This is a genomic window from Mesorhizobium shonense (assembly GCF_040545255.1).
Taxonomy (GTDB): Bacteria; Pseudomonadota; Alphaproteobacteria; order Rhizobiales; family Rhizobiaceae; genus Mesorhizobium; species Mesorhizobium shonense.
On the sequence record NZ_JBEPLM010000007.1, the window covers coordinates 93,768 to 111,284 of the forward strand.

At 60.3% G+C, this 17,517-nt stretch carries 19 protein-coding genes and 2 pseudogenes; 9 read left to right on the top strand and 12 right to left on the bottom strand.

Going from position 1 to position 17,517, the window contains the following annotated elements:
- Window positions 1–137: 137 nt before the first annotated feature.
- Window positions 138–227 (bottom strand): annotated as a pseudogene (locus ABID26_RS19040) (transcriptional regulator); the annotation flags it as partial.
- Between the two features lie 85 nt (window positions 228–312).
- Between ABID26_RS19040 and ABID26_RS19045 the strand changes: the two are divergent.
- The 4 genes from ABID26_RS19045 to ABID26_RS19060 all read left to right on the top strand — a co-directional run bounded on the left by ABID26_RS19045 (window position 313) and on the right by ABID26_RS19060 (window position 1,775).
- Entirely contained in the window at window positions 313–549 is a 237-nt protein-coding gene (locus ABID26_RS19045; RefSeq protein WP_354416044.1) for a hypothetical protein, read from the top strand.
- 159 nt (window positions 550–708) lie between these two features.
- On the top strand, window positions 709–1,035 hold the full coding sequence (locus ABID26_RS19050) for a hypothetical protein (RefSeq protein WP_292303315.1): 327 nt from the start codon (window positions 709–711) through the stop codon (window positions 1,033–1,035).
- Window positions 1,036–1,049: 14 nt separating this feature from the next.
- On the top strand, window positions 1,050–1,205 hold the full coding sequence (locus ABID26_RS19055) for a hypothetical protein (RefSeq protein WP_292374076.1): 156 nt from the start codon (window positions 1,050–1,052) through the stop codon (window positions 1,203–1,205).
- 201 nt (window positions 1,206–1,406) lie between these two features.
- Entirely contained in the window at window positions 1,407–1,775 is a 369-nt protein-coding gene (locus tag ABID26_RS19060; protein ID WP_292340739.1) for a hypothetical protein, read from the top strand.
- A 460-nt stretch (window positions 1,776–2,235) separates the two neighbouring features.
- Here the strand turns inward: ABID26_RS19060 and glnQ are convergent.
- The 11 genes and pseudogenes from glnQ to ABID26_RS19115 form a co-directional block, all read right to left on the bottom strand.
- Window positions 2,236–2,492 (bottom strand): annotated as a pseudogene (gene glnQ, locus ABID26_RS19065) (glutamine ABC transporter ATP-binding protein GlnQ); the annotation flags it as partial.
- 20 nt (window positions 2,493–2,512) lie between these two features.
- The gene (locus ABID26_RS19070; protein ID WP_354416045.1) at window positions 2,513–4,246 is read right to left on the bottom strand and encodes a GMC family oxidoreductase; all 1,734 of its coding nucleotides are present in this window, start codon (window positions 4,244–4,246) and stop codon (window positions 2,513–2,515) included.
- A gap of 3 nt (window positions 4,247–4,249) precedes the next feature.
- A complete protein-coding gene (locus ABID26_RS19075) occupies window positions 4,250–4,978 on the bottom strand; it encodes an SDR family oxidoreductase (RefSeq protein WP_292374105.1) in 729 nt (242 codons plus the stop codon).
- A gap of 163 nt (window positions 4,979–5,141) precedes the next feature.
- Window positions 5,142–5,873, bottom strand: a complete 732-nt coding sequence (locus ABID26_RS19080) for an SDR family oxidoreductase (protein WP_292374107.1) — start codon at window positions 5,871–5,873, stop codon at window positions 5,142–5,144.
- Window positions 5,874–5,927: 54 nt separating this feature from the next.
- Entirely contained in the window at window positions 5,928–6,656 is a 729-nt protein-coding gene (locus ABID26_RS19085) for an SDR family oxidoreductase (protein WP_126098655.1), read from the bottom strand.
- Between the two features lie 47 nt (window positions 6,657–6,703).
- A complete protein-coding gene (locus ABID26_RS19090) occupies window positions 6,704–7,462 on the bottom strand; it encodes an SDR family NAD(P)-dependent oxidoreductase (protein ID WP_292374109.1) in 759 nt (252 codons plus the stop codon).
- A 20-nt stretch (window positions 7,463–7,482) separates the two neighbouring features.
- Complete coding sequence (locus tag ABID26_RS19095) at window positions 7,483–8,751, bottom strand: D-tagatose-bisphosphate aldolase, class II, non-catalytic subunit (RefSeq protein WP_292374111.1); 1,269 nt, start codon at window positions 8,749–8,751, stop codon at window positions 7,483–7,485.
- Entirely contained in the window at window positions 8,751–9,737 is a 987-nt protein-coding gene (locus tag ABID26_RS19100; protein ID WP_292374113.1) for a tagatose kinase, read from the bottom strand. The genes ABID26_RS19095 and ABID26_RS19100 overlap by 1 nt, the downstream gene beginning before the upstream one ends.
- 38 nt (window positions 9,738–9,775) lie before the next feature.
- Complete coding sequence (locus ABID26_RS19105) at window positions 9,776–10,993, bottom strand: ROK family transcriptional regulator (RefSeq protein WP_292374115.1); 1,218 nt, start codon at window positions 10,991–10,993, stop codon at window positions 9,776–9,778.
- A 231-nt stretch (window positions 10,994–11,224) separates the two neighbouring features.
- On the bottom strand, window positions 11,225–11,665 hold the full coding sequence (locus ABID26_RS19110) for a substrate-binding domain-containing protein (RefSeq protein WP_292374117.1): 441 nt from the start codon (window positions 11,663–11,665) through the stop codon (window positions 11,225–11,227).
- A gap of 64 nt (window positions 11,666–11,729) precedes the next feature.
- The gene (locus ABID26_RS19115) at window positions 11,730–12,617 is read right to left on the bottom strand and encodes a sugar phosphate isomerase/epimerase family protein (protein ID WP_126098660.1); all 888 of its coding nucleotides are present in this window, start codon (window positions 12,615–12,617) and stop codon (window positions 11,730–11,732) included.
- Window positions 12,618–12,965: 348 nt separating this feature from the next.
- Here ABID26_RS19115 and ABID26_RS19120 point away from each other — a divergent pair, with 348 nt between their 5' ends.
- The 5 genes from ABID26_RS19120 to ABID26_RS19140 all read left to right on the top strand — a co-directional run bounded on the left by ABID26_RS19120 (window position 12,966) and on the right by ABID26_RS19140 (window position 17,507).
- Window positions 12,966–14,354: an extracellular solute-binding protein gene (locus ABID26_RS19120; RefSeq protein ID WP_435528591.1), complete on the top strand. Its 1,389-nt coding sequence runs from the start codon at window positions 12,966–12,968 to the stop codon at window positions 14,352–14,354.
- Between the two features lie 121 nt (window positions 14,355–14,475).
- Window positions 14,476–15,354 (top strand): carbohydrate ABC transporter permease, encoded by an 879-nt coding sequence (locus tag ABID26_RS19125; protein ID WP_354416046.1) that lies wholly within the window; start codon window positions 14,476–14,478, stop codon window positions 15,352–15,354.
- A 5-nt stretch (window positions 15,355–15,359) separates the two neighbouring features.
- Window positions 15,360–16,196, top strand: a complete 837-nt coding sequence (locus ABID26_RS19130) for a carbohydrate ABC transporter permease (RefSeq protein ID WP_292374121.1) — start codon at window positions 15,360–15,362, stop codon at window positions 16,194–16,196.
- Window positions 16,197–16,212: 16 nt separating this feature from the next.
- A complete protein-coding gene (locus ABID26_RS19135) occupies window positions 16,213–16,452 on the top strand; it encodes a DUF2160 family membrane protein (RefSeq protein ID WP_210211936.1) in 240 nt (79 codons plus the stop codon).
- 5 nt (window positions 16,453–16,457) lie between these two features.
- Window positions 16,458–17,507: an NAD(P)-dependent alcohol dehydrogenase gene (locus ABID26_RS19140; RefSeq protein WP_292374274.1), complete on the top strand. Its 1,050-nt coding sequence runs from the start codon at window positions 16,458–16,460 to the stop codon at window positions 17,505–17,507.
- Window positions 17,508–17,517 lie beyond the last annotated feature (10 nt).

Sequence of the window (17,517 nt, forward strand, 5' to 3'; positions counted from 1 at the left end):
GAGGATCACGATGGCCACCGGGCCTGACCGGTGGGAGCGCTTGGGACTTCGCTAACGAGAAGCACCGGCTGACGATAGATATACGCTCCTGCTAATATGATCGGAACACATCCATAAGGACGAAGCAGGGGTAGCGGTCAAGCCTTCCGCAGCCTCACTCCGGCGCCACCGCCGTTCTCGGGGATGAACTCGACCCCAGCGGCTTCCAGTGCGCGCTGAATAGCATCCTTCGTGACCTCTCGGGGCTCCCGCGCATACTGGACGGCTCGCAACGAGAGCAGAGCAGCCCCCATGCCCGGCAGGAAGGTTGGGATGATCAACCGCAAGGGCGGCTTGACCGCTGCAGAACTGGCCTATGAAGCCTGCTTCGACGAGCTATGGGAGATCGGGGAGAGCATCTTTGCCACGCCGGCCAACACGCTTGACGGAATGATGGCCAAGATCCGCGCCTTCGACAGGCTGGAACTGGAAAAACTCGACGGGGAGAACCGGGCCTTCGCGTCGATCGCGGCCGACATCAGGCGGATGACGGAAGGCGGTGCAGCATGAGCAAGATCATCGACCCGGAAGAATTGGAAATCCTCGGGCTGTTTCGCCGGCTCTCGCTAGAGCAGCGGCGCGTGTTCCTTCTGATCGTTCATATGCTCATGCCGGTGCAGCCATGAACGCGCACATCAGAAGTCTGAAGCCCTACGGCATCCCGGAGGGATGGACCCGCGCACATGGCGGCAGGCCATCGAGGCACAGCTTAACGACCTCTTTGACCGCGCCACGGCTCTCATCACCGCGCTCGACCTCATGGAAGCTGACAGCAAAGACCTGGAAGATGGCGCCGACCATGAGCCCTATCTGGTGGGCTGGTCGGGCTACAACGACGACCGGGAAGCGACAACTGCGACCACGAAGACGACGGCGCGGCAGAACCGAGCCTTGGCGCTCAACCGCGTCTGTCAGCTTCATTGGGCAGTCGGCTCTCGCAGCGACCGCGAGAAAGACGCCGGCGACATGGCGGAGGTTCCGGCCTATGGCGACTGACATCCTTCGACAAGATGGCTGCCGAGGCCACGACGAAGGCCAAGGCGAAGCTCGCCGAAATCGAGCTTGCTGCCAAATACGTTGCACACTTGATGGAAGGCCTTCACGGTGGCGACTGGCGCGTGAAGATCGATCACCGGCCCGGGTTTGTGTTGATGGTGGGAAAATGAAGGCCTCTGAGCTTCTGAGAATCCTCGCTGCCATGTCTGCCCGAGGAAAGCGGGCGGTGATCGCGGAGTTCAAGCGGCGCTATCGCTAACCGGGAATCGGTCCATGAAACACGGCCCGCTGCCTCACGGTGGCGGGCCTTAGCTTTGCCGGAACTATCTTCTAAGGTCGGCCGTTGAGCGACCGACGTAAGGAGAAAGCCGATGCCGGATGCAAGCGACGAATCAACGCCGAGCATGAATCAGCGCAGAGCTCAGGAGGCGCTAGAGAAGCAGGTTGCGCAGTTGAAACGCGAGATCAACAAGATCAATCGGACGCTGGCCGAGCGCGCCGAAGAGGCTGGAGAGGAGGTAGCAGGCTGGTATGAAAGCGCTGCCGATGGCGCCGGCCGGACTGCTCAGGCGCTCCGGACCGGGGCTCAGTCGGTTTCGGGAGCCGTCCAAAATAATCCCGGAACGGTTTCAACGGCCTTCTTTCTCGGCGCCGCGCTGGGGTTGCTGCTGGGGCTTACCCTCAGTGATCCTAGTGGAGCTGGCCGGGATCATTGGTTCTATAACCGAGCGAACAGTTAAAAGCCCGGCTGCTCGGGTGGTCTGGATTGTTTTGTGGCAGAAAAGTCACGCGGTCTTAATATGCAGCGCTTCAACTAGGGCGCGCTTATTATCCGTCTTACCGAGGCGTACGGTCTTGCCGGCGAGGGACAAAGACGGGCCACTGGAGCGCTCGCTGCGGCAACGTAGCGGGCGCTTCCGATTCGCGCGATGGCGATCGATCCCCGCCGAAGCCAGTAGGGATCCAGCGCCTTTTAGTGTCTCGGCTACCCCTACGGCTACCCACGTCAGGTCTTTCCAGGGTAGCCATCTCCTTGCCTTGGAAGCGAATTGCCAAGGAATTTCAATGTGGTGCGGACGACGGGAATCGAACCCGTGCGATCAGAGATCGAGGATTTTTAGTCACTGGGTCAGGTGAAGCGCCTCTTCCTGCCCAAACCGCTCTTGAGAGGGTGACCCTGGATCAACTGGTTCCGGCCGATCATCTGCTACGCACGACCGGCCGCTTCGGAGCGGTGCCGCGCCGCCTCTCACCCCGGTCCATGAAGATGATTTTGTCGGCGACCTGACGCGCAAATCCCATCTCGACGCACAGCATGGTCATGCCCTCATCTGCCAGCGAGACATGGTGTCGAGCACTTCCATCACCATTTCCAGGTCGAGCGCTGAGGTCGGCTCATCAAACAGCATGATCTTCGGGCGCATGCAAAGCGAACGCGCGATCGCCACGCGTTGGTATCGATCTGCCTCCCGAATACCTATGACGGCTTGCCGACGCGATCAGATGTTGACAGTCCAGGCGGGTTCGACGAACCAGCCTCCCGCTTGATTAGATCCGCCGCCTTCTCAGCAAGGCAATAGGTCGCCGCGACGGTGTTGGCCGAAACGATGGCCGGCATGATCGAGGCGTCGATCACCCTCAGCCCGCCGACTCCGTGAACGCGCAGCGTTCGCGGATCGACCACCGCTTCCGCCCCAAGACCCATCGCGCAGGTGCCGACCGGGTGGAACAGCGTGCCGACGCGTTCCCGGATGAAGGCGTCGATGGCGCCGTCGCTCTCCACGTCGGGACCGGGATCGACCTCCGCGTCGAGATGTGGCGCGAAGGGTTGCTGTGCCATGATCTTTCGAGCCAGCCGCAGGCCGGCGCGCATCACGTCCATGCCGCTTTCACCGCGAAAGAAATTGTAGAGGATCGACGGCTGGTCGGCGGAATCCGCGCTTTTCAGTGTGACGCGGCCAATGCTGCCCGGCCTGAGCTGACAGACATGCATCAGGAACCCGTGCCCGGTGAAGCCCGAGGCGGACTGTGTGTTGGCCCGGCCCGTGCAAAAGAAAAGCTGGATGTCAGGTCGCTCGCTGTTCGGATCGGTCGACAGAAACCCTCCACCGTCGGCGGTTGTCGAGGCGAGAAGCCCGCGCTTGCGCAACAGCCAGTCGAACAGATGGAGGATGTTTCGCGGCAACGCTTTCCACGAGATGCCGTATGGTGTGATGGATTTGGCGCGGTATTCCAGCGTGATGTCCAGATGGTCCTGCAAATTTTCGCCGACGCCAGGTAGGTCCTGCACGAGCGGAATACCGTGCCTGGCGAGTTCGCGCGCCTTTCCGATGCCCGACAGCATCAAAAGCTGGGGCGAAGCGAAAGTGCCGGCCGAGAGGATGATCTCCCGTGCGGCGATTACACCAGTCTCGGCGCCGCGTTTCCACTCGACCCCGGTAGCCCTCTTTCCGTCGAACACCACTTTGGTAACTTTCGTGTTGCCTATTATGGTGAGATTCGGCCGGTGCCGCACCGGATCGACATATGCGCTCTCCGCGGTGACGCGCTCCCCGTTCTTCTGGGTGAAAGTGTAGAGCCCTATACCGTTCTGCCGTGGTCCGTTGAAGTCGGGATTGAGCTCGTAGCCGGCGAGTTGCGCTGCTTCGATATAGGCGTAGGCGAGCTTGTTGACGCTGCGCATCGGCGCGATATTGACCGGACCGTCCGTGCCGTGCAGAGCCGGATCGACTTGATCGGCCAGTGGCCGTGGCCCCAGTCTAACATGCCGGCTGGATCGGGGGGCAGCGAGCGGTTCGAAGCGCTCGAGCTTGCGGAAATAGGGCAGCAGATCGTCAAAGCCCCAGCCCGGATTGCCGCGATCCCTCCAGCCGTCGAAATCCTCGCGCTGACCTCGGATGAAGACTTGTCCGTTGATGTTGGTGCACCCCCCGGTGCCCTTGCCGCGCGGCAACATCATCGACCTGCCTTGGAGCCCGGGTTCCGGTTCGCTCGTGAACCACGTCATGAATTTCGGGCCGCCCAGAAACGCCAGCGCCGGCGCCATAAAGGTGACCATGGCGAGCGGAATGCGCACGATTGCCTTGCGGGCATTGTGATCCGGCCCGGCTTCGATCAGCGCGACGCGGGCGGCGGGATCTTCCGTCAGCCGGTTGGCAAGCACGCAGCCTGCCGGCCCGGCGCCGACAATGACGTAGTCGAACGAATCCATCACCTAAATGTCCTGGTTCTGCGGCAAGATCACCAGGTCGCGGATCGTGACGTTGGCCGGCCGGGTCAACATGTAAACGACCGCATCGGCGACGTCTTCCGATCTTAGCCCTTCGCGGCTCTCCACCTTGGCGTCGATCGCGGCCGCGTCGGTGTAGCCCCACAATTCGTTGAGGACAACGCCAGGCGCGACCGCGCCGACGCGAACATTGTGCGCTGCCACCTGACGGCGCAGCCCATGAACGAAGGATTGGATCGCGTGCTTGGAGGCCGAGTAGACGGGCTCCCATTGGATGGCCTGATGGCCGGAGACCGATGACGTGATGACGATGTGGCCGGCCTTGCGCTCGATCATCTGCGGGAGTACCGCGCGCACCAAGCGGAATACGCTGTTGACGTTGATCGTAAGCAATTCGTCCCAGGCATCGGGATCGCCGTCAGCGACGTCACCGGCAACGTAGAGTCCCGCGTTCGGCAGCAGGATGTCGATCCGTCCGAACCGGCTGCCGGCTTCGGAGACGACCCGTTCGACTTCACCTGGCTTCGTCAGATCCGCGGCAATTGCAGCAGCGCCGTTGCCGATCCGGTCGGCGATCGCGCCGAGACGCTCGGCGGACCGACCGACCAGAGCCAGGTTCGTTCCCTGCGCCGCCAGGGCCATCGCCATGGCGCGCCCGATGCCGGAACTGGCCCCGGTCACTAACACCACCTTGTCGGAAAGGTCCTGCTGCATTTTCGTTTCCTCCTATGTCACCATCCCGCAGCCACTCCACACCTTTTGACTTGAAGCCGGTTGGATTTGCTGACCAGACCGGCGTCACATCCAGATGACTGCGGCAATTCCGGAGCGTTCAGAAATGACCGGCCAGTAAATACTGGCGAGAGAGATAGAGCCTCTATTTGACGCTGAAACCGCCATCAGCCATCAGCACCGCACCGTTGATGACTGCTGCTTCGTCTGATGCGAGATAGCGTGCGGCCGCTGCGATTTCGGAAGGCTTGGCGAAGCGTCCGATGGGAATATCCTTTCTGGCCTTTTCTCCCTTTTCTCCCGACCAGCCGATAAGCGCCATCGGCGTTTCGACCACCGTTGGAGCAATCGCATTGGCGGTGATGCCAAACCTGGCCCACTCGATCGCCATCACCTTCGTCAAATTGATCAGGCCTGCCTTGCTGGCGCCATAGGCCGCATGCTCATCGAGGGCGATGACGCCGGCCTGGGAGGAGATATTGATGACGCGTCCGCGGCCTGAGGCCTTAAGATAGGGCAGGGCTGCGGCGGCCATAAGCCAGGGGCCGCGCAGATTGATCCGCATCGTCTTGTCCCAGGCCTCGAAATTTGGTTCCCCGACAGGGAAAATAATGCCGAGCCCGGCATTGTTGATCAGTATATCGATGCCCATCGTCACGCCGATGTGCTCGACGACAGAAGCTATGGCGCCGGGGTCTTCAAGATCGAGCACGAAGCTCCTATGACAAGCACCCAAGCGCGATGCCAGCTCCGAGGAATCGTTGAGATCAAGAAGGGCCAACCGCGCACCGGTCGCAGCAAAGCCTTCCGCCATGGCTTTGCCGATCCCGCCGGCAGCGCCGGTGATTAGTACTGTTCGACCTGCCAAATCGTTCATCGGGACGCTCGCTCCTACACAATGAGGGAAGGCTTTTGGCTGCTCGGTTTCGGTTCAGATGTCGAAATTGGTCGGCAGGACGATCATGTCACGGATCGTCACATTGCGCGCCCGGGTCAGCATGAAGATCACTGCATCGGCGACCTCTTTCGGTTCGATCAGACTGCCGTTTTCCTTCGCCTTGCGAAGATTTTCTTCCGGCCAATCGGCAAGAAGGGCGGAGATGACCGGGCCCGGCGAAACCTGTCCGACGCGGATCCCGTGCTTGTTCAGCTGGCGGCGCATCGTCTGCACGAAGCATGTCATTGCCCATTTGGATGCCGAATAGACCGGCTCCCACGGCACGGGGAAATGACCGGCAACCGAACTGGTTACGATGATGTCGCCGCTGCCGCGTTCGATCATATGGGGAATGACGGTGCGGACGTTTTTCATCACCGCGTTCACGTTGAGGTTCAGCATCCGGTCAATCGCATCGAGATCCGTCTCGGTCAGGTCGCCGCCGATATATGAACCGGCGTTGGCATGGAGGATGTCGAGATGCCCCGCCTTCTCGATGATCCCATCCAGGATCGTTGCGCAGCTTGCCGGATCGAGAAGGTCGACCTTCAGCGGGATCACCTTGTTGCCCAATCTCTCGCACAGGGTTTCCATAGCCTTTTGGTCGCGATCGACCATGACCACGGTTGCGCCTTCGCCAAGCATGGCTTCCACGCTCGCCAATCCGATCCCCGAGGCTCCTCCGGTTACTGCTGCAATCTTGCCTTCGAGTTTCCCAACCATGATATCGATCCTATGTTGAGGCACGCCTCGGCGTGCGGTTTGTTCGTTTAGTGGGTGGTGTAGCCGCCATCAGCCGTGAGGACACTGCCGGTGACGTAGCTTGCGGCGTCCGAACATAAAAACAGCGCGCAGGTGGCCATTTCCTCGGGCCGACCGAAGCGGCCCATGGGCGTGTTCTCTGTCCAAATCCGGTTCCAGTCCTCGTTTGCTATCCCGCCCTGCGTCATGTCGCTGACGACATATCCAGGAGCGAGTGCATTCACCCGGATGCCGCGGGAAGCATATTCGAAGGCCATGACGCGGGTCATCTGATGCACAGCCGCCTTCGATGCATTGTAGGCCACCTGCAACTGCGGCTTGTTGGCCACTTCACCCGAGATCGAGCCGATGTTGAGGATCGCTCCAGCTCCCTTCTCCAGCATTGGCATCACAGCCGAACGCGCGATGCGGAAGGGAGCGATGAAATTGGTGTCTGTGATCGCGGCGAAGCGGTCGTCGCCGAATTCATGAAAGTTGCCGTGGTCGGCGATGCCAGCATTGTTCACCAGAATGTCTAGTGCACCGAACCGATCGAGCGTCGCCTGCACGATCCGCGCTGGTGTTGCCGGGTCGGTCACATCGCCCTGCACCCAGCCGTAGCTTTCGCTCTTGCACAGGTCTTCGGCAGCATCAGTGAGCGTTCGGCCGCTCATCATCACCTTCGCTCCAGCCTCTCCAAAGAGTTTGGCGATGGCCAGGCCGATGCCACGGTTGCCGCCGGTGACCAGCGCGACTTTGCCGTCCAGCCGGAATTGTTCAAGTGCCATGATGCTCTCCAGTCTTTCGCTCATCCGTTGCAGGCGGCGTGATAGGCTTGCAGGCTTTGCGTCACGCGCCAGATCAAAAAGGTCTCGGGCTCGAGCGGCGCATCTGCGAAGTCTGTAGCGGCGGGCAGGTATTGCCACATCAGGGGAAGCGGGATGTTCCGACCTGTGAGCGCTGCGATCAGACGAGCGACCGCCTTTTCGGCGGCCTCGGTTGCCCAGTAATAGCGGATACGATCGGACAGCGAATAATGCCGCAGCACGGCTTGGGTCGCTGCGTCTCCGTAATAATGCCGGTTCCAGTTTCCAGGATCGGCCAGCATCAGCCGTTCCATTTCCTGCTTGAGCGGCTGCTCGCCATAACCCGGCACCAGATCGGACGCGATCAGGTCCAGCGCGTAGAGCGCCTCGCGCAGGACGAAGGTCAGTTCCGGGCCGACCTTGAGAATGGCAAAGCCGTCTTCGACCAGTCCGGCCAAAGGCTTGGCGCCCTGGTAGTCGGTGGAATGTGCCTCGAAGACGAGCCCCGGCTCGCCATCCAGCACCCGCACCAGCGACTGAGCCTTCTTTCGGTCATAGAAAATGACGTTGCGGTTGCCGAATTCCACGCCGGGCTGCACCACGATGCCAATGACACGGTTAAAAGCATCCGCAAGCCCGGCTTGCGCGAAGGCCTCCCGATGCACGGCAAGGGTCTGGCGTACGGCTTCGGGCGCGGTGGGTGTGATGGTGTCGAGCGCATGGTCGGCGCCGCCCGGGGGCGGCACTTCAGTACCGATGATGTAGCAGGGCATGTCCCCGCCGACGTCTTTCGCGGTTTTCTCGGCAACGGCAGCCAGTCGAACGGCGCGCGCGGCGGTCACGGCGTCGTCGAGCGCCACCGGTTCGTCCTTGCACCCCATCGAGGCGTCTAAATGAATCTTGCGGAAACCCGCCGCGACATAGGCTGCAACCATTTTTCCTGCCTCGGCCATGGCGGCTTCCGCATCACGGTCGCGCCAGGGGTTCGGACCCAGGTGATCACCGCCCAGTACGATCTGCTCGACCGGGCAGCCCTCCTCAGCGGCGATACGGCACACCAGAGCGACAAAATCGGCAGGCTTCATGCCCGTATAGCCGCCCAGATGATTGACTTGGTTGCATGTCGCCTCGATGAGCACCATCGCCCCGGACTGCAACCCGTGGCGGAGCGCGGCGCGCAGGATAATCGGATGCGCGGAGCAGACCGAACAAATGCCGCGCGGCGTTCCGGACGCCCGGTAAGCGGCCAGTTGTTCAAGTTTCACCTGCATTACGTCAGTCTCTTCGTCGTTCTGATGAAATCGTCCAGCTCCGCCCGCGTGCCAGCACCTTCCATTGGGCCGCGCACCGTCACATTGCGTGCGCCGGCGGCACAGCCGTAGAGCAGCGCCTGCTCGACGGGCATGCCGAGTCGGCGGCAGGCGATATAGGCGCCACCGAAGCAATCGCCGGCCCCGGTCGGATCAATCTCTTTGACATCGAAGGCCGCAGCGTCTACGCGCGTTCCATCCCGCAGGAAGCAGCTTGCTCCGTCCCGTCCGCGCTTGAGAACGATCTCGCCGACGCCAAGCTCGAAAAGCCGGGCGATACTGGCAGCCTCTCCCTCGACGCCCGCAGCACGCTCGAGCTCGTCGCCCGAGGGCAGCAAAAGGTTGGACATCGCAACCAACTGGGCGAAGCGCGCTTCGGTCTGGTCGTCGTATTTCAACTCCTTGCGCAGGTTGGGATCCAGCGACAGCGTGCCGCCTCGGGCCTTAATAACCTGCGCGGCCTTCTCGATGACTGTCCAGGCGCTGGGCATCGATAAGGCCGACCCCATGACGTGCAGATGGCCCGAACGGGTTACCAGCGCCTCCACCTTCTCCGTCCAGCTGAAACGGGCAGCGGCAGAGGTGCCAATGTTATAGACGAAGTCGCGCGAGCCATCGGTGCGGTATCGTACGAACGCGCTGCCAGTCGGGTAATCCGGCGAAACCGCAATAGCGGAAACGTCGACCCCGTCCCTCTTTAGACGTTCGATGTTGACGAAGCCGAAATCATCGCTGCCGACGGCCCCGATCAAAGCCGCGCTGCCACCGATGCGTCCGCACTGGTCGACGAAGATCGCAGGCGCGCCGCTGGGGAAGGGGCCCAAGAGCTCGACAGGCTCCCTGAACCCGACGCCGATTTTCGTAGCGACGATCTCCACCAGTATTTCTCCGACCGTTACCGTCGGCCCTAGTGAATCCGGTGCCAGTGTTTTGGAGGGTTCATCCATCAGCCTCAAAATCCCGTATGTGATGCCGATTCACATTTTCAGGCGGCGGAATTGCCTGGATCGGAAACCGCGTCCTTATTCAGCAGCTGGTTGTCGAGCGACACGAAGCGTTGGTGCATCATGCAAGCAGCTCCGAAGGCGGATCCGTAGGCGGCGTTCTCGTCGAAAATGATCTCGGGGATGGGAAAGGTCGCAGCCTGAAGATCGCGGATGTGGGCGTCCACGCGAGCGGCAACCATGGGGTAGAGTTCCGCAACAGACCCGCCGAGAACAATGCGGTTCGGGTCGATCAGTCTCGAGATCTGGACAACGGCAAAAGCCAACAGGCTGGACCATTCTTCGGCAAACTGCACGGCCTCGGGAACACGATCTCGGACATCGCTAAGGAACGCGTCCAAGTCGGCGTCCGGATCAAATTGGCGATAGGAAGAAAGGATTCGGTCACGGCCGAAAGCCTGCTCCAGATTTCTGTATTCGGAGTTTCGTGTCTTCAGGTGGCCCACCTCACCTGCCAAGCCGTTGCCGCCGCGAAACAGTTTGCCGTCGATCACGATTCCGCCGCCAACACCGGTTTCGATGACCATGAAAAAGGTCACGCCGTTCGCCGCTTCGTGCTGACTATAGGTGGTGCCGATGCCAAATGCGTTGGCGTCGTTCTCCGCTGAGACGGGGACTTCGGCCGGGAGAAAGGTGCGAGTAAGGGCCGGGAGATCAAGGTTGCGCCATCCGAGGATCGGTGCGACATGGATGAAGCCATTCCGGTCCATCTGCCCCGGCACGGTAATGCCCAGGCCTTGGCATCTCGTCAGGTCGTGCTTCCCGATCTCGGAAAATGCCTGGTCGATGGCGGTGCGAACCGCTTCTTCCGGGCCGCTGTTGCGGCCTTCGAAACGTCTCGTGCTGCTGCGGACAATCTTACCGGCAAGATCGATCTCGACGCACGTTATGTGCTCGACGCCAATTTCGATGCCGACAAAAAAGACAGCGTCGGGCACGAGCTCGACAAGTATTCCCGGCCGTCCGGCTCTGGGCTGGGCGGCCGAATTTGCGGCCTCGTTCTCAGGCACTTCGCGAACGAGCCCTGCCTCGACCAATTCCAAAACGATATTGCCGGCGGACGAGCGGTTGACCCCCATATGCCTGGCGAGTTCTGCCCGGCTTAACGGACCGAAGCGGTGAAGCGCGTTCAATGTCGCTACCGCGTTACTCTGACGGATCCTGCGTGGCGAGCTGTTGGGAAAGGTCACGCGAGTCATGGCGGGCTCCTGCAAATTCGTTCCCCGGCTATACTTCGCCCGAGCGCCGTTTTCCTCCTGGCGACGCGGAATCTCGGAACTTTTCATTTCGAAGACCTTTTTTGTATGCGCGGCAAGCAGGTCATTGTCGTTCCTTATGTAGCCTCAACTGCCCCGCACATGCGAAGTACGGCCAAATCCCTGCGAGGTGTCATCGAACATTTCATCCACATGGAATTGCCTACGGCTTACTCATCGAACATTCCATGGGGAGTTGCCATTGACGTCACAGACGGCGGCGCGCGGCTTGTCGTTGTCGCCTACGAGCTTATGCAGGACGAGGTCGATTGCGCCCTGTGCCTGGCCGTGGGCATCCTGCGGGCTGGACATCACCTGCTCACCGCGCTTTACGGCTTCAGGCGCACCCAACATCTCCCCGGCTTCGACATCGTTGGAGTTGATGTAGGCGTCGTGGAGGGCAGTGTTTGAGACCATCGCATTGGAGCCGGACACGGGAATGCCGGCTGCCTTTGCGCGCTCAATTGGCTCGTTGCCTGCATCGATGTCGAGCGGGATGAAGAAGATCGCGTCATATCCGTCAGTGATCGCGGTGTCGAACAAGTTGGGCCGCGTCAGCATATCTTGGCGACCGCTGGCGTCGCTTTCATCAGCAATGCCCAAGGCCTGCCTCATCTTCCCGTCCTCCTCGGGCATCAGATGGTGCGGGCCAAGATGAGCCCGCGGCTTTCCGGTCCTTTCATGCAGCCTCGTTGATCTCGGCCCGGCGCACGGCCTCCGACCAATGGCTTTCGATGAAGGCTCTGGCATGCGCGGCGAGCGGATTGTTGTCGTCCCATGTGTCGCGCCAAATGCCGCAGGCGCGCGACAAAGCCTCATCGACGATGGCGCTGGAGAAGCTTTCGAAGACGACGTCTCGATTGTGGAAACCGATATCGACCAAGGCTGAGAAAATGCTCGGAAAGTCGATCGTTCCGGTACCGAGATAGCCACGGTAGTTTTCGTTGAAGTGAAAATAGCCCAGCTTGTCTCCCGCCATACGGATGGCGTGAGCCGGACTGGCTTCCTCGACGTTCATGTGGAAAGTGTCGAGATGCAGAAGGACGTCATCGCGACCGGTATCCTTGATAAACTTCATGCCTTGGGCGGTCGTATTCAACAGGTTGGATTCGAAGCGGTTCACCACCTCAAGGACGATCTCCACACCGCAATCCTTGGCAACCTCGGCGGTCGCGGCGACAGTCTCGGCGCTGTTCATCCAGCCGATGCGTGTTGGCATCCGCTCATACTTGCCGTGCATCGAATAAAGGATGCCGCCCAGCCGGATGCCGCCGATGTCGCGGACAGCCTTGACCGCGTCGGACAAGAGCGCTCTGCCTTTGGCGACCACGGCCTTGTCCTCGCTCGACACGTCCGCATCCGCGCTCAGGCCCATCGTGACCACAATCTCGATATCCAGCTCCTTGGCCTTTTTTGCCAGGCGGTCGAGATCGAATTTCTCGGGGCGCAAATACGCAAACTCGATCAGGCGGTAGCCATGCTCCGCCGATTTTTCCAAAGCCATTTCCAACCCCTCTTGGGACTGGCCGTTTGTCCAGACAAACGAATGGATACCAAGACGCCGCATTCGCATTCCCTCCTAGCAATTTTGCATGCTAAACATACAAACGTCGCCCTTCAATGCTCCAATTTTGACGTGTGCGCAAGGGCCCCTCTCCGTCGCCAACGGCAGCCAACAAATTCAGATCAAAAATTATTCAGTTTAATCAATACAATAGCTGATGTCGTTGAGCGACTGAGAAATTCCGCCTTCGCAGCCGCAAAAAGATAATATGCATCTTTACGCAACAAAACCTTGCAAGGTATCCCCTTTTGCCTTATCAGGGCAGGACGGCAATGAGCCGTTCGTTTTAACAGGGAGGAGCAGATGAACGTTCGAATGAAACTCGGCGTGGCTGCCATTGCGGTCGGGCTGATGTCCGGGACCGCGCTTGCGGACAGCAATGACGACTTCTGGGCAAAGGCCGCCGAACCCTACAAGGGCGTCGTCCTGCATGGCGTGACGGAAAGCACGCCTCCGTCCAACTACATCAAGGATGTTCTGGCGCCCGAGTTCGAGAAGAAGACGGGCATCAAGGTCGAGATCGAGACCACCTCGTGGGACCAGATGTACGACAAGGCCATCAAGGACATGGAAGCCGGTACGGGCATCTACGACATGGTCTATATCGAGCAGGACATCATCTATTCGTACCTGGCGCGGAACTTCCTGGTCGACATAACCAAGGAGCTGAAGGACAACCCGTCGCTGAAAGCGCCGACCTACGACGACGCGAATTTCACCTCCTTCGCAGACTACTTCAAACAGAAAGATGATCTTTATGGAGTGCCCATGGAGGCGTTCATCAAGATCTATCTCTACCGCAAGGACCTGTTCGACGATCCCGAGATCAAGGCGGCGTTCAAGAAACAGACGGGCCACGACCTGGCGCCGGCGGCGACCCACGAGCAATATACCGAGATCGCTGACTTTTTCACCAAGTGGGGTAAGGATCATGACATGCAGCTCTGGGGCTCGACCGCCCAGGCGCATACGGGACACCCTGCCTCGTGGTACGAATTCTTCGAGTCGGTCGCGCCGACGTTCGGGGTCTACAACTGGGGCATCAACGCTTCTGACAACTACGGTGCCACGGTCGAGCATGGCGGCCAGATGAACTCGGACAAGGCAAAGGCTGCTCTGAAGTGGTGGCTGCATTTGCGCGACGTCGCTCCGCCGGAATCGGTGCAGTCGACCTGGAGCGAGGTTGCAACGACCTTCGCCGCCGGCCGCGCTGCTCAGGGCTTGGTGTACGGCGAGAACGCCGCCTGGATCCAGGCCGACGAATCCAAGTCCAAAGTCGTCGGCAAGGTCGGCTTCGCGCTGCCGCCGCTGTCGCCCGGCGTCAAGGAAGATGCCGAATCCCGCAAGGGCTATATCGGCTACTACGACGGCGGCGCCTTCGGCATCCCGGTCAGCTCGAAGAACAAGGAAGCATCAGCACTGTTCCTTGAATACATCGGCCAGGACTCGGTGCAACCCGGCTGGGCCATCGCCGCGCCGCGGATCACCAACAAGGCGACCTACGACGACCCACAGGTCAAGGACATGGACAAGAAACTGGGCGGCTACTACACGATGCTGAAGGACGACGGGCATCTGTTCGCCGGCGCCCCGCCCTATCCGTTCCACGCGCAGGTGCGTGAGGCCACCGCGCCGATCTTCTACAAGATCCTCACTGGCGAGCTTGGCGCCGACGAGGGGCTCGATCAAATGGCGGCCAAGGCGGAAGAAGAGCTGACCACTCTGGGCTACCGCAAGTAGTCTTCGCCTCCCTGAAGACTGCCGCCGGGGGGGGTCGTCACCTGAGTTTGTGGCGACCCCACCCTCATACGCCCTATGATACGGGCCGGGAGTTTCGCATTGCTACCGGGGAGGATGACCGATGCAATCCAAGACACTGGGCTGGATACTGCTGGCCCCGACGATGATCATATTGTTCTTCTTCGGCGTACTGCCCTTCATTTACGTGGTGTGGGTATCATTCCATCAGTGGAACCCGTTCGCTGCTGACCCGAGCATGATCTTCAACGGCGCGGACAACTACCGTCACGTTGTGTTCGATCCGGCCTTCCTCGCCTCGCTCGGCGTGACCGTCCTGTTTGTATTCTTTGCCGTGCTCACCGAAGTGATCCTCGGCTACGCTTTGGCGCAGGCGTTCATAAAGGACTTCCCCGGCAAGGCGATATTCCGCACTATCCACACGCTGCCGCTGATTATGGCGCCGATCATCGTGGGATCGGTCTGGAAGCTTATGACGACGCCCTCGATCGGGATCATTCCGCATTTCCTCAAGGCTTGGATCGGCTACGACCTGAACATCGGCCAGAGCGCTCTGGCAGCTTTCGTCGTCACCGTCGTCATGGATGTCTGGCACTGGACGCCTCTGGTCACACTAACCCTGATCGCCGCGCTGGTCTCGCTTCCAGCCGACCCGTTCGAGCAGGCGCAGATCGACGGGGCGGGCAAGCGCCAGATCTTCTGGCACATCACTTTGCCAATGATCGCGCCGGCGCTGATCGCCACAGTCTTCATCCGTCTGATGGATGCGCTGCGCATCGTCGACGAGGTCCTGATGCTGACCGGGGGCGGCCCCGGATCGGCCACCCGCTATGTTGGCGTGCATATCTTCAGGGAGGTGTTCCCGCGCACCAACTATGGTTATGGATCAGCCATCTCCGTCGTCGTCCTCTACCTCACCATCGTGGTCTGCTGGCTGCTCTACACGGGCTTGCTTGCACCGCGGAAGCCGAAGAAGGGGTGAAGCCCATGAAGAAGCGAAACCCTTGGATACGGACGCTGTTCTGGGTCTTGATCAGCTTTGTGACGCTGTTTCCGATCTATTGGCTGTTCGTGATCTCGGCAACGCCGGCGATGGAGCTGTTTTCGACACCCGATGTCGTCCTGGGCCACGTCTATTGGCAAAACTATATCGACGTCCTGAACAATCCGACGCTGCGCGGTTACATGCTGAACTCGCTTGTCATCTCGTCGGGCAATGCGCTTGTGTGCACCACGTTTGGCTTCTTCGCCTGCTACGCGCTGTCGCGCTTCAATATGAGCGGCAAGGAAAGCATCTTCTTTTGGACAATCACCAACCGGATGGCGCCGCCAGCCGTGTTCCTGCTGCCGCTGTTCCTGTTGATGACTCAAGTCTATAAGGTCGGCAGTTTCACGCTGCTGGACACACGCATCGGCATGATCATGGTGTATTGCACCTTCAATCTGCCTTTTGCGATCTGGACATTGCGGCCGACGGTCGATGGCATTCCCCGCGAGCTTGACGAGGCGGCCTATGTCGACGGCGCAAGTCCTTGGAAGGTGATCACCGAGGTCGTGTTCCCGCTTTGCCGACCGGGATTGGCCGTGACGCTCATCCTCACCTGGGTGTTTGCCTGGAACGAATACCTGCTTGCGGCGACGCTTACCAATTTCAACGCCCGCACGCTGACGACCGGGCTGTCGGAATATGTCACGACGACCGGCACGGCATGGGGCATCATGGCAACGATTTCGGTTTTCACGCTGATCCCGGCCCTGATCGTTTTTAGCATCGTCCAACGTCACATCGTCGCCGGTCTCACGTTCGGCGCAGTTAAGGGCTGATGGCATGGCCAGCAAGATGGAAAGTATCGAAAAGCCGATCGACATCCTTGATGACGGGAATGCTCGACCGATCCTGCAAAAGAGAGGCTTTCTACCTATAGAAACGAACTGGTTCGACCGCCTTTTCATCTCCGTGGTCATTTGGGTCGCGCTGTCGCTTCTATGGTTCCGCCTGATGGAGCCCATGGGGCTATCGATCTGGATCTCCAACCTCATCGCGCTTGCTCTGGCAGCGTTGATCATAGCGAAAGGCTGAATCACATGGAGGCGCTTGTTCTCGAAAAAAAACTCGATCTCTCGCTCCGCGATTTCCCGATTGAGCGTCAAGAGGAAAAGCTCGGTCCGCGCGACGTGCGCATCAAGCTGCATACGGTCGGCATCTGCGGTTCGGACGTCCATTACTATACCCATGGGAAAATCGGTCCCTTTATCGTCAATGCGCCGATGATCCTCGGCCACGAAGCCTCTGGCACAATCATCGAGACGGGCTCCGAGGTGACCACGCTGAAAGAAGGCGACCGCGTCTGTATGGAGCCCGGGATACCGGATCCGAACTCAAAGGCGACACGGCTTGGAATGTACAATGTGGATCCGGCCGTGCGCTTCTGGGCAACGCCACCTGTGCATGGAATTCTGCGCCCGACCTGCGTGCATCCCGAAGCGTTCACTTTCAAGCTGCCCGACAGCGTTTCCTTTGCCGAGGCGGCGATGGTCGAACCGCTCGCGGTCGGGGTCCATGCGGCTACGAAAGCCCGCATCAAGCCAGGCGACATAGCGATCGTGCTTGGCGCGGGCCCAATCGGGCTGGTCACCGCGCTCTCCGCGCTGGCAGGCGGTTGCGCGCGGGTCTATGTGAGCGATCTTGCCAAAAAGAAGCTCGACATCGCCGAGGGCCTGAACCGCGCCATCACCGGAGTGCAAGCGGGCAACGACGACATCGTCGAACGCGTGAAGCGCGATACCGATGGCTGGGGCGCGGACGTGCTGTTTGAGGCAACTGGCTCGCCCAAGGCCGCCGCGAGGGTCTTCGAACCGCTGGCGCCCGGCGGATGCGTTGTGATGATTGGCGGCCAGCCCGAGCCGATTTCCTACGATGCGGGCGCGGCGATGATCCGCGAGGCGCGGGTGGAAAACATATTTCGCTACGCGCATGTCTTCCCGCGCTGCGTGGCGATGTTGTCGTCGGGGGCGATCGACGTCCGTCCGCTGATCACGCGCAAATTCGAATTCAAGGACAGTGTGCATGCCTTCGAGATCGCCGCCTCGGCACCCCCAGCGGACGTGAAAATGCAGATCGAACTGCCGCAATAACGAAAAAGGG

Coding starts and splice junctions, on each gene's coding strand:
- ABID26_RS19045 (WP_354416044.1), top strand. CDS start 313: ATGATCAACCGCAAGGGCGGCTTGACCGCTGCAGAACTGGCCTATGAA.
- ABID26_RS19050 (WP_292303315.1), top strand. CDS start 709: ATGGACCCGCGCACATGGCGGCAGGCCATCGAGGCACAGCTTAACGAC.
- ABID26_RS19055 (WP_292374076.1), top strand. CDS start 1,050: ATGGCTGCCGAGGCCACGACGAAGGCCAAGGCGAAGCTCGCCGAAATC.
- ABID26_RS19060 (WP_292340739.1), top strand. CDS start 1,407: ATGCCGGATGCAAGCGACGAATCAACGCCGAGCATGAATCAGCGCAGA.
- ABID26_RS19070 (WP_354416045.1), bottom strand. CDS start 4,246: ATGGATTCGTTCGACTACGTCATTGTCGGCGCCGGGCCGGCAGGCTGC.
- ABID26_RS19075 (WP_292374105.1), bottom strand. CDS start 4,978: ATGCAGCAGGACCTTTCCGACAAGGTGGTGTTAGTGACCGGGGCCAGT.
- ABID26_RS19080 (WP_292374107.1), bottom strand. CDS start 5,873: ATGAACGATTTGGCAGGTCGAACAGTACTAATCACCGGCGCTGCCGGC.
- ABID26_RS19085 (WP_126098655.1), bottom strand. CDS start 6,656: ATGGTTGGGAAACTCGAAGGCAAGATTGCAGCAGTAACCGGAGGAGCC.
- ABID26_RS19090 (WP_292374109.1), bottom strand. CDS start 7,462: ATGGCACTTGAACAATTCCGGCTGGACGGCAAAGTCGCGCTGGTCACC.
- ABID26_RS19095 (WP_292374111.1), bottom strand. CDS start 8,751: ATGCAGGTGAAACTTGAACAACTGGCCGCTTACCGGGCGTCCGGAACG.
- ABID26_RS19100 (WP_292374113.1), bottom strand. CDS start 9,737: ATGGATGAACCCTCCAAAACACTGGCACCGGATTCACTAGGGCCGACG.
- ABID26_RS19105 (WP_292374115.1), bottom strand. CDS start 10,993: ATGACTCGCGTGACCTTTCCCAACAGCTCGCCACGCAGGATCCGTCAG.
- ABID26_RS19110 (WP_292374117.1), bottom strand. CDS start 11,665: ATGAGGCAGGCCTTGGGCATTGCTGATGAAAGCGACGCCAGCGGTCGC.
- ABID26_RS19115 (WP_126098660.1), bottom strand. CDS start 12,617: ATGCGGCGTCTTGGTATCCATTCGTTTGTCTGGACAAACGGCCAGTCC.
- ABID26_RS19120 (WP_435528591.1), top strand. CDS start 12,966: ATGTCCGGGACCGCGCTTGCGGACAGCAATGACGACTTCTGGGCAAAG.
- ABID26_RS19125 (WP_354416046.1), top strand. CDS start 14,476: ATGCAATCCAAGACACTGGGCTGGATACTGCTGGCCCCGACGATGATC.
- ABID26_RS19130 (WP_292374121.1), top strand. CDS start 15,360: ATGAAGAAGCGAAACCCTTGGATACGGACGCTGTTCTGGGTCTTGATC.
- ABID26_RS19135 (WP_210211936.1), top strand. CDS start 16,213: ATGGAAAGTATCGAAAAGCCGATCGACATCCTTGATGACGGGAATGCT.
- ABID26_RS19140 (WP_292374274.1), top strand. CDS start 16,458: ATGGAGGCGCTTGTTCTCGAAAAAAAACTCGATCTCTCGCTCCGCGAT.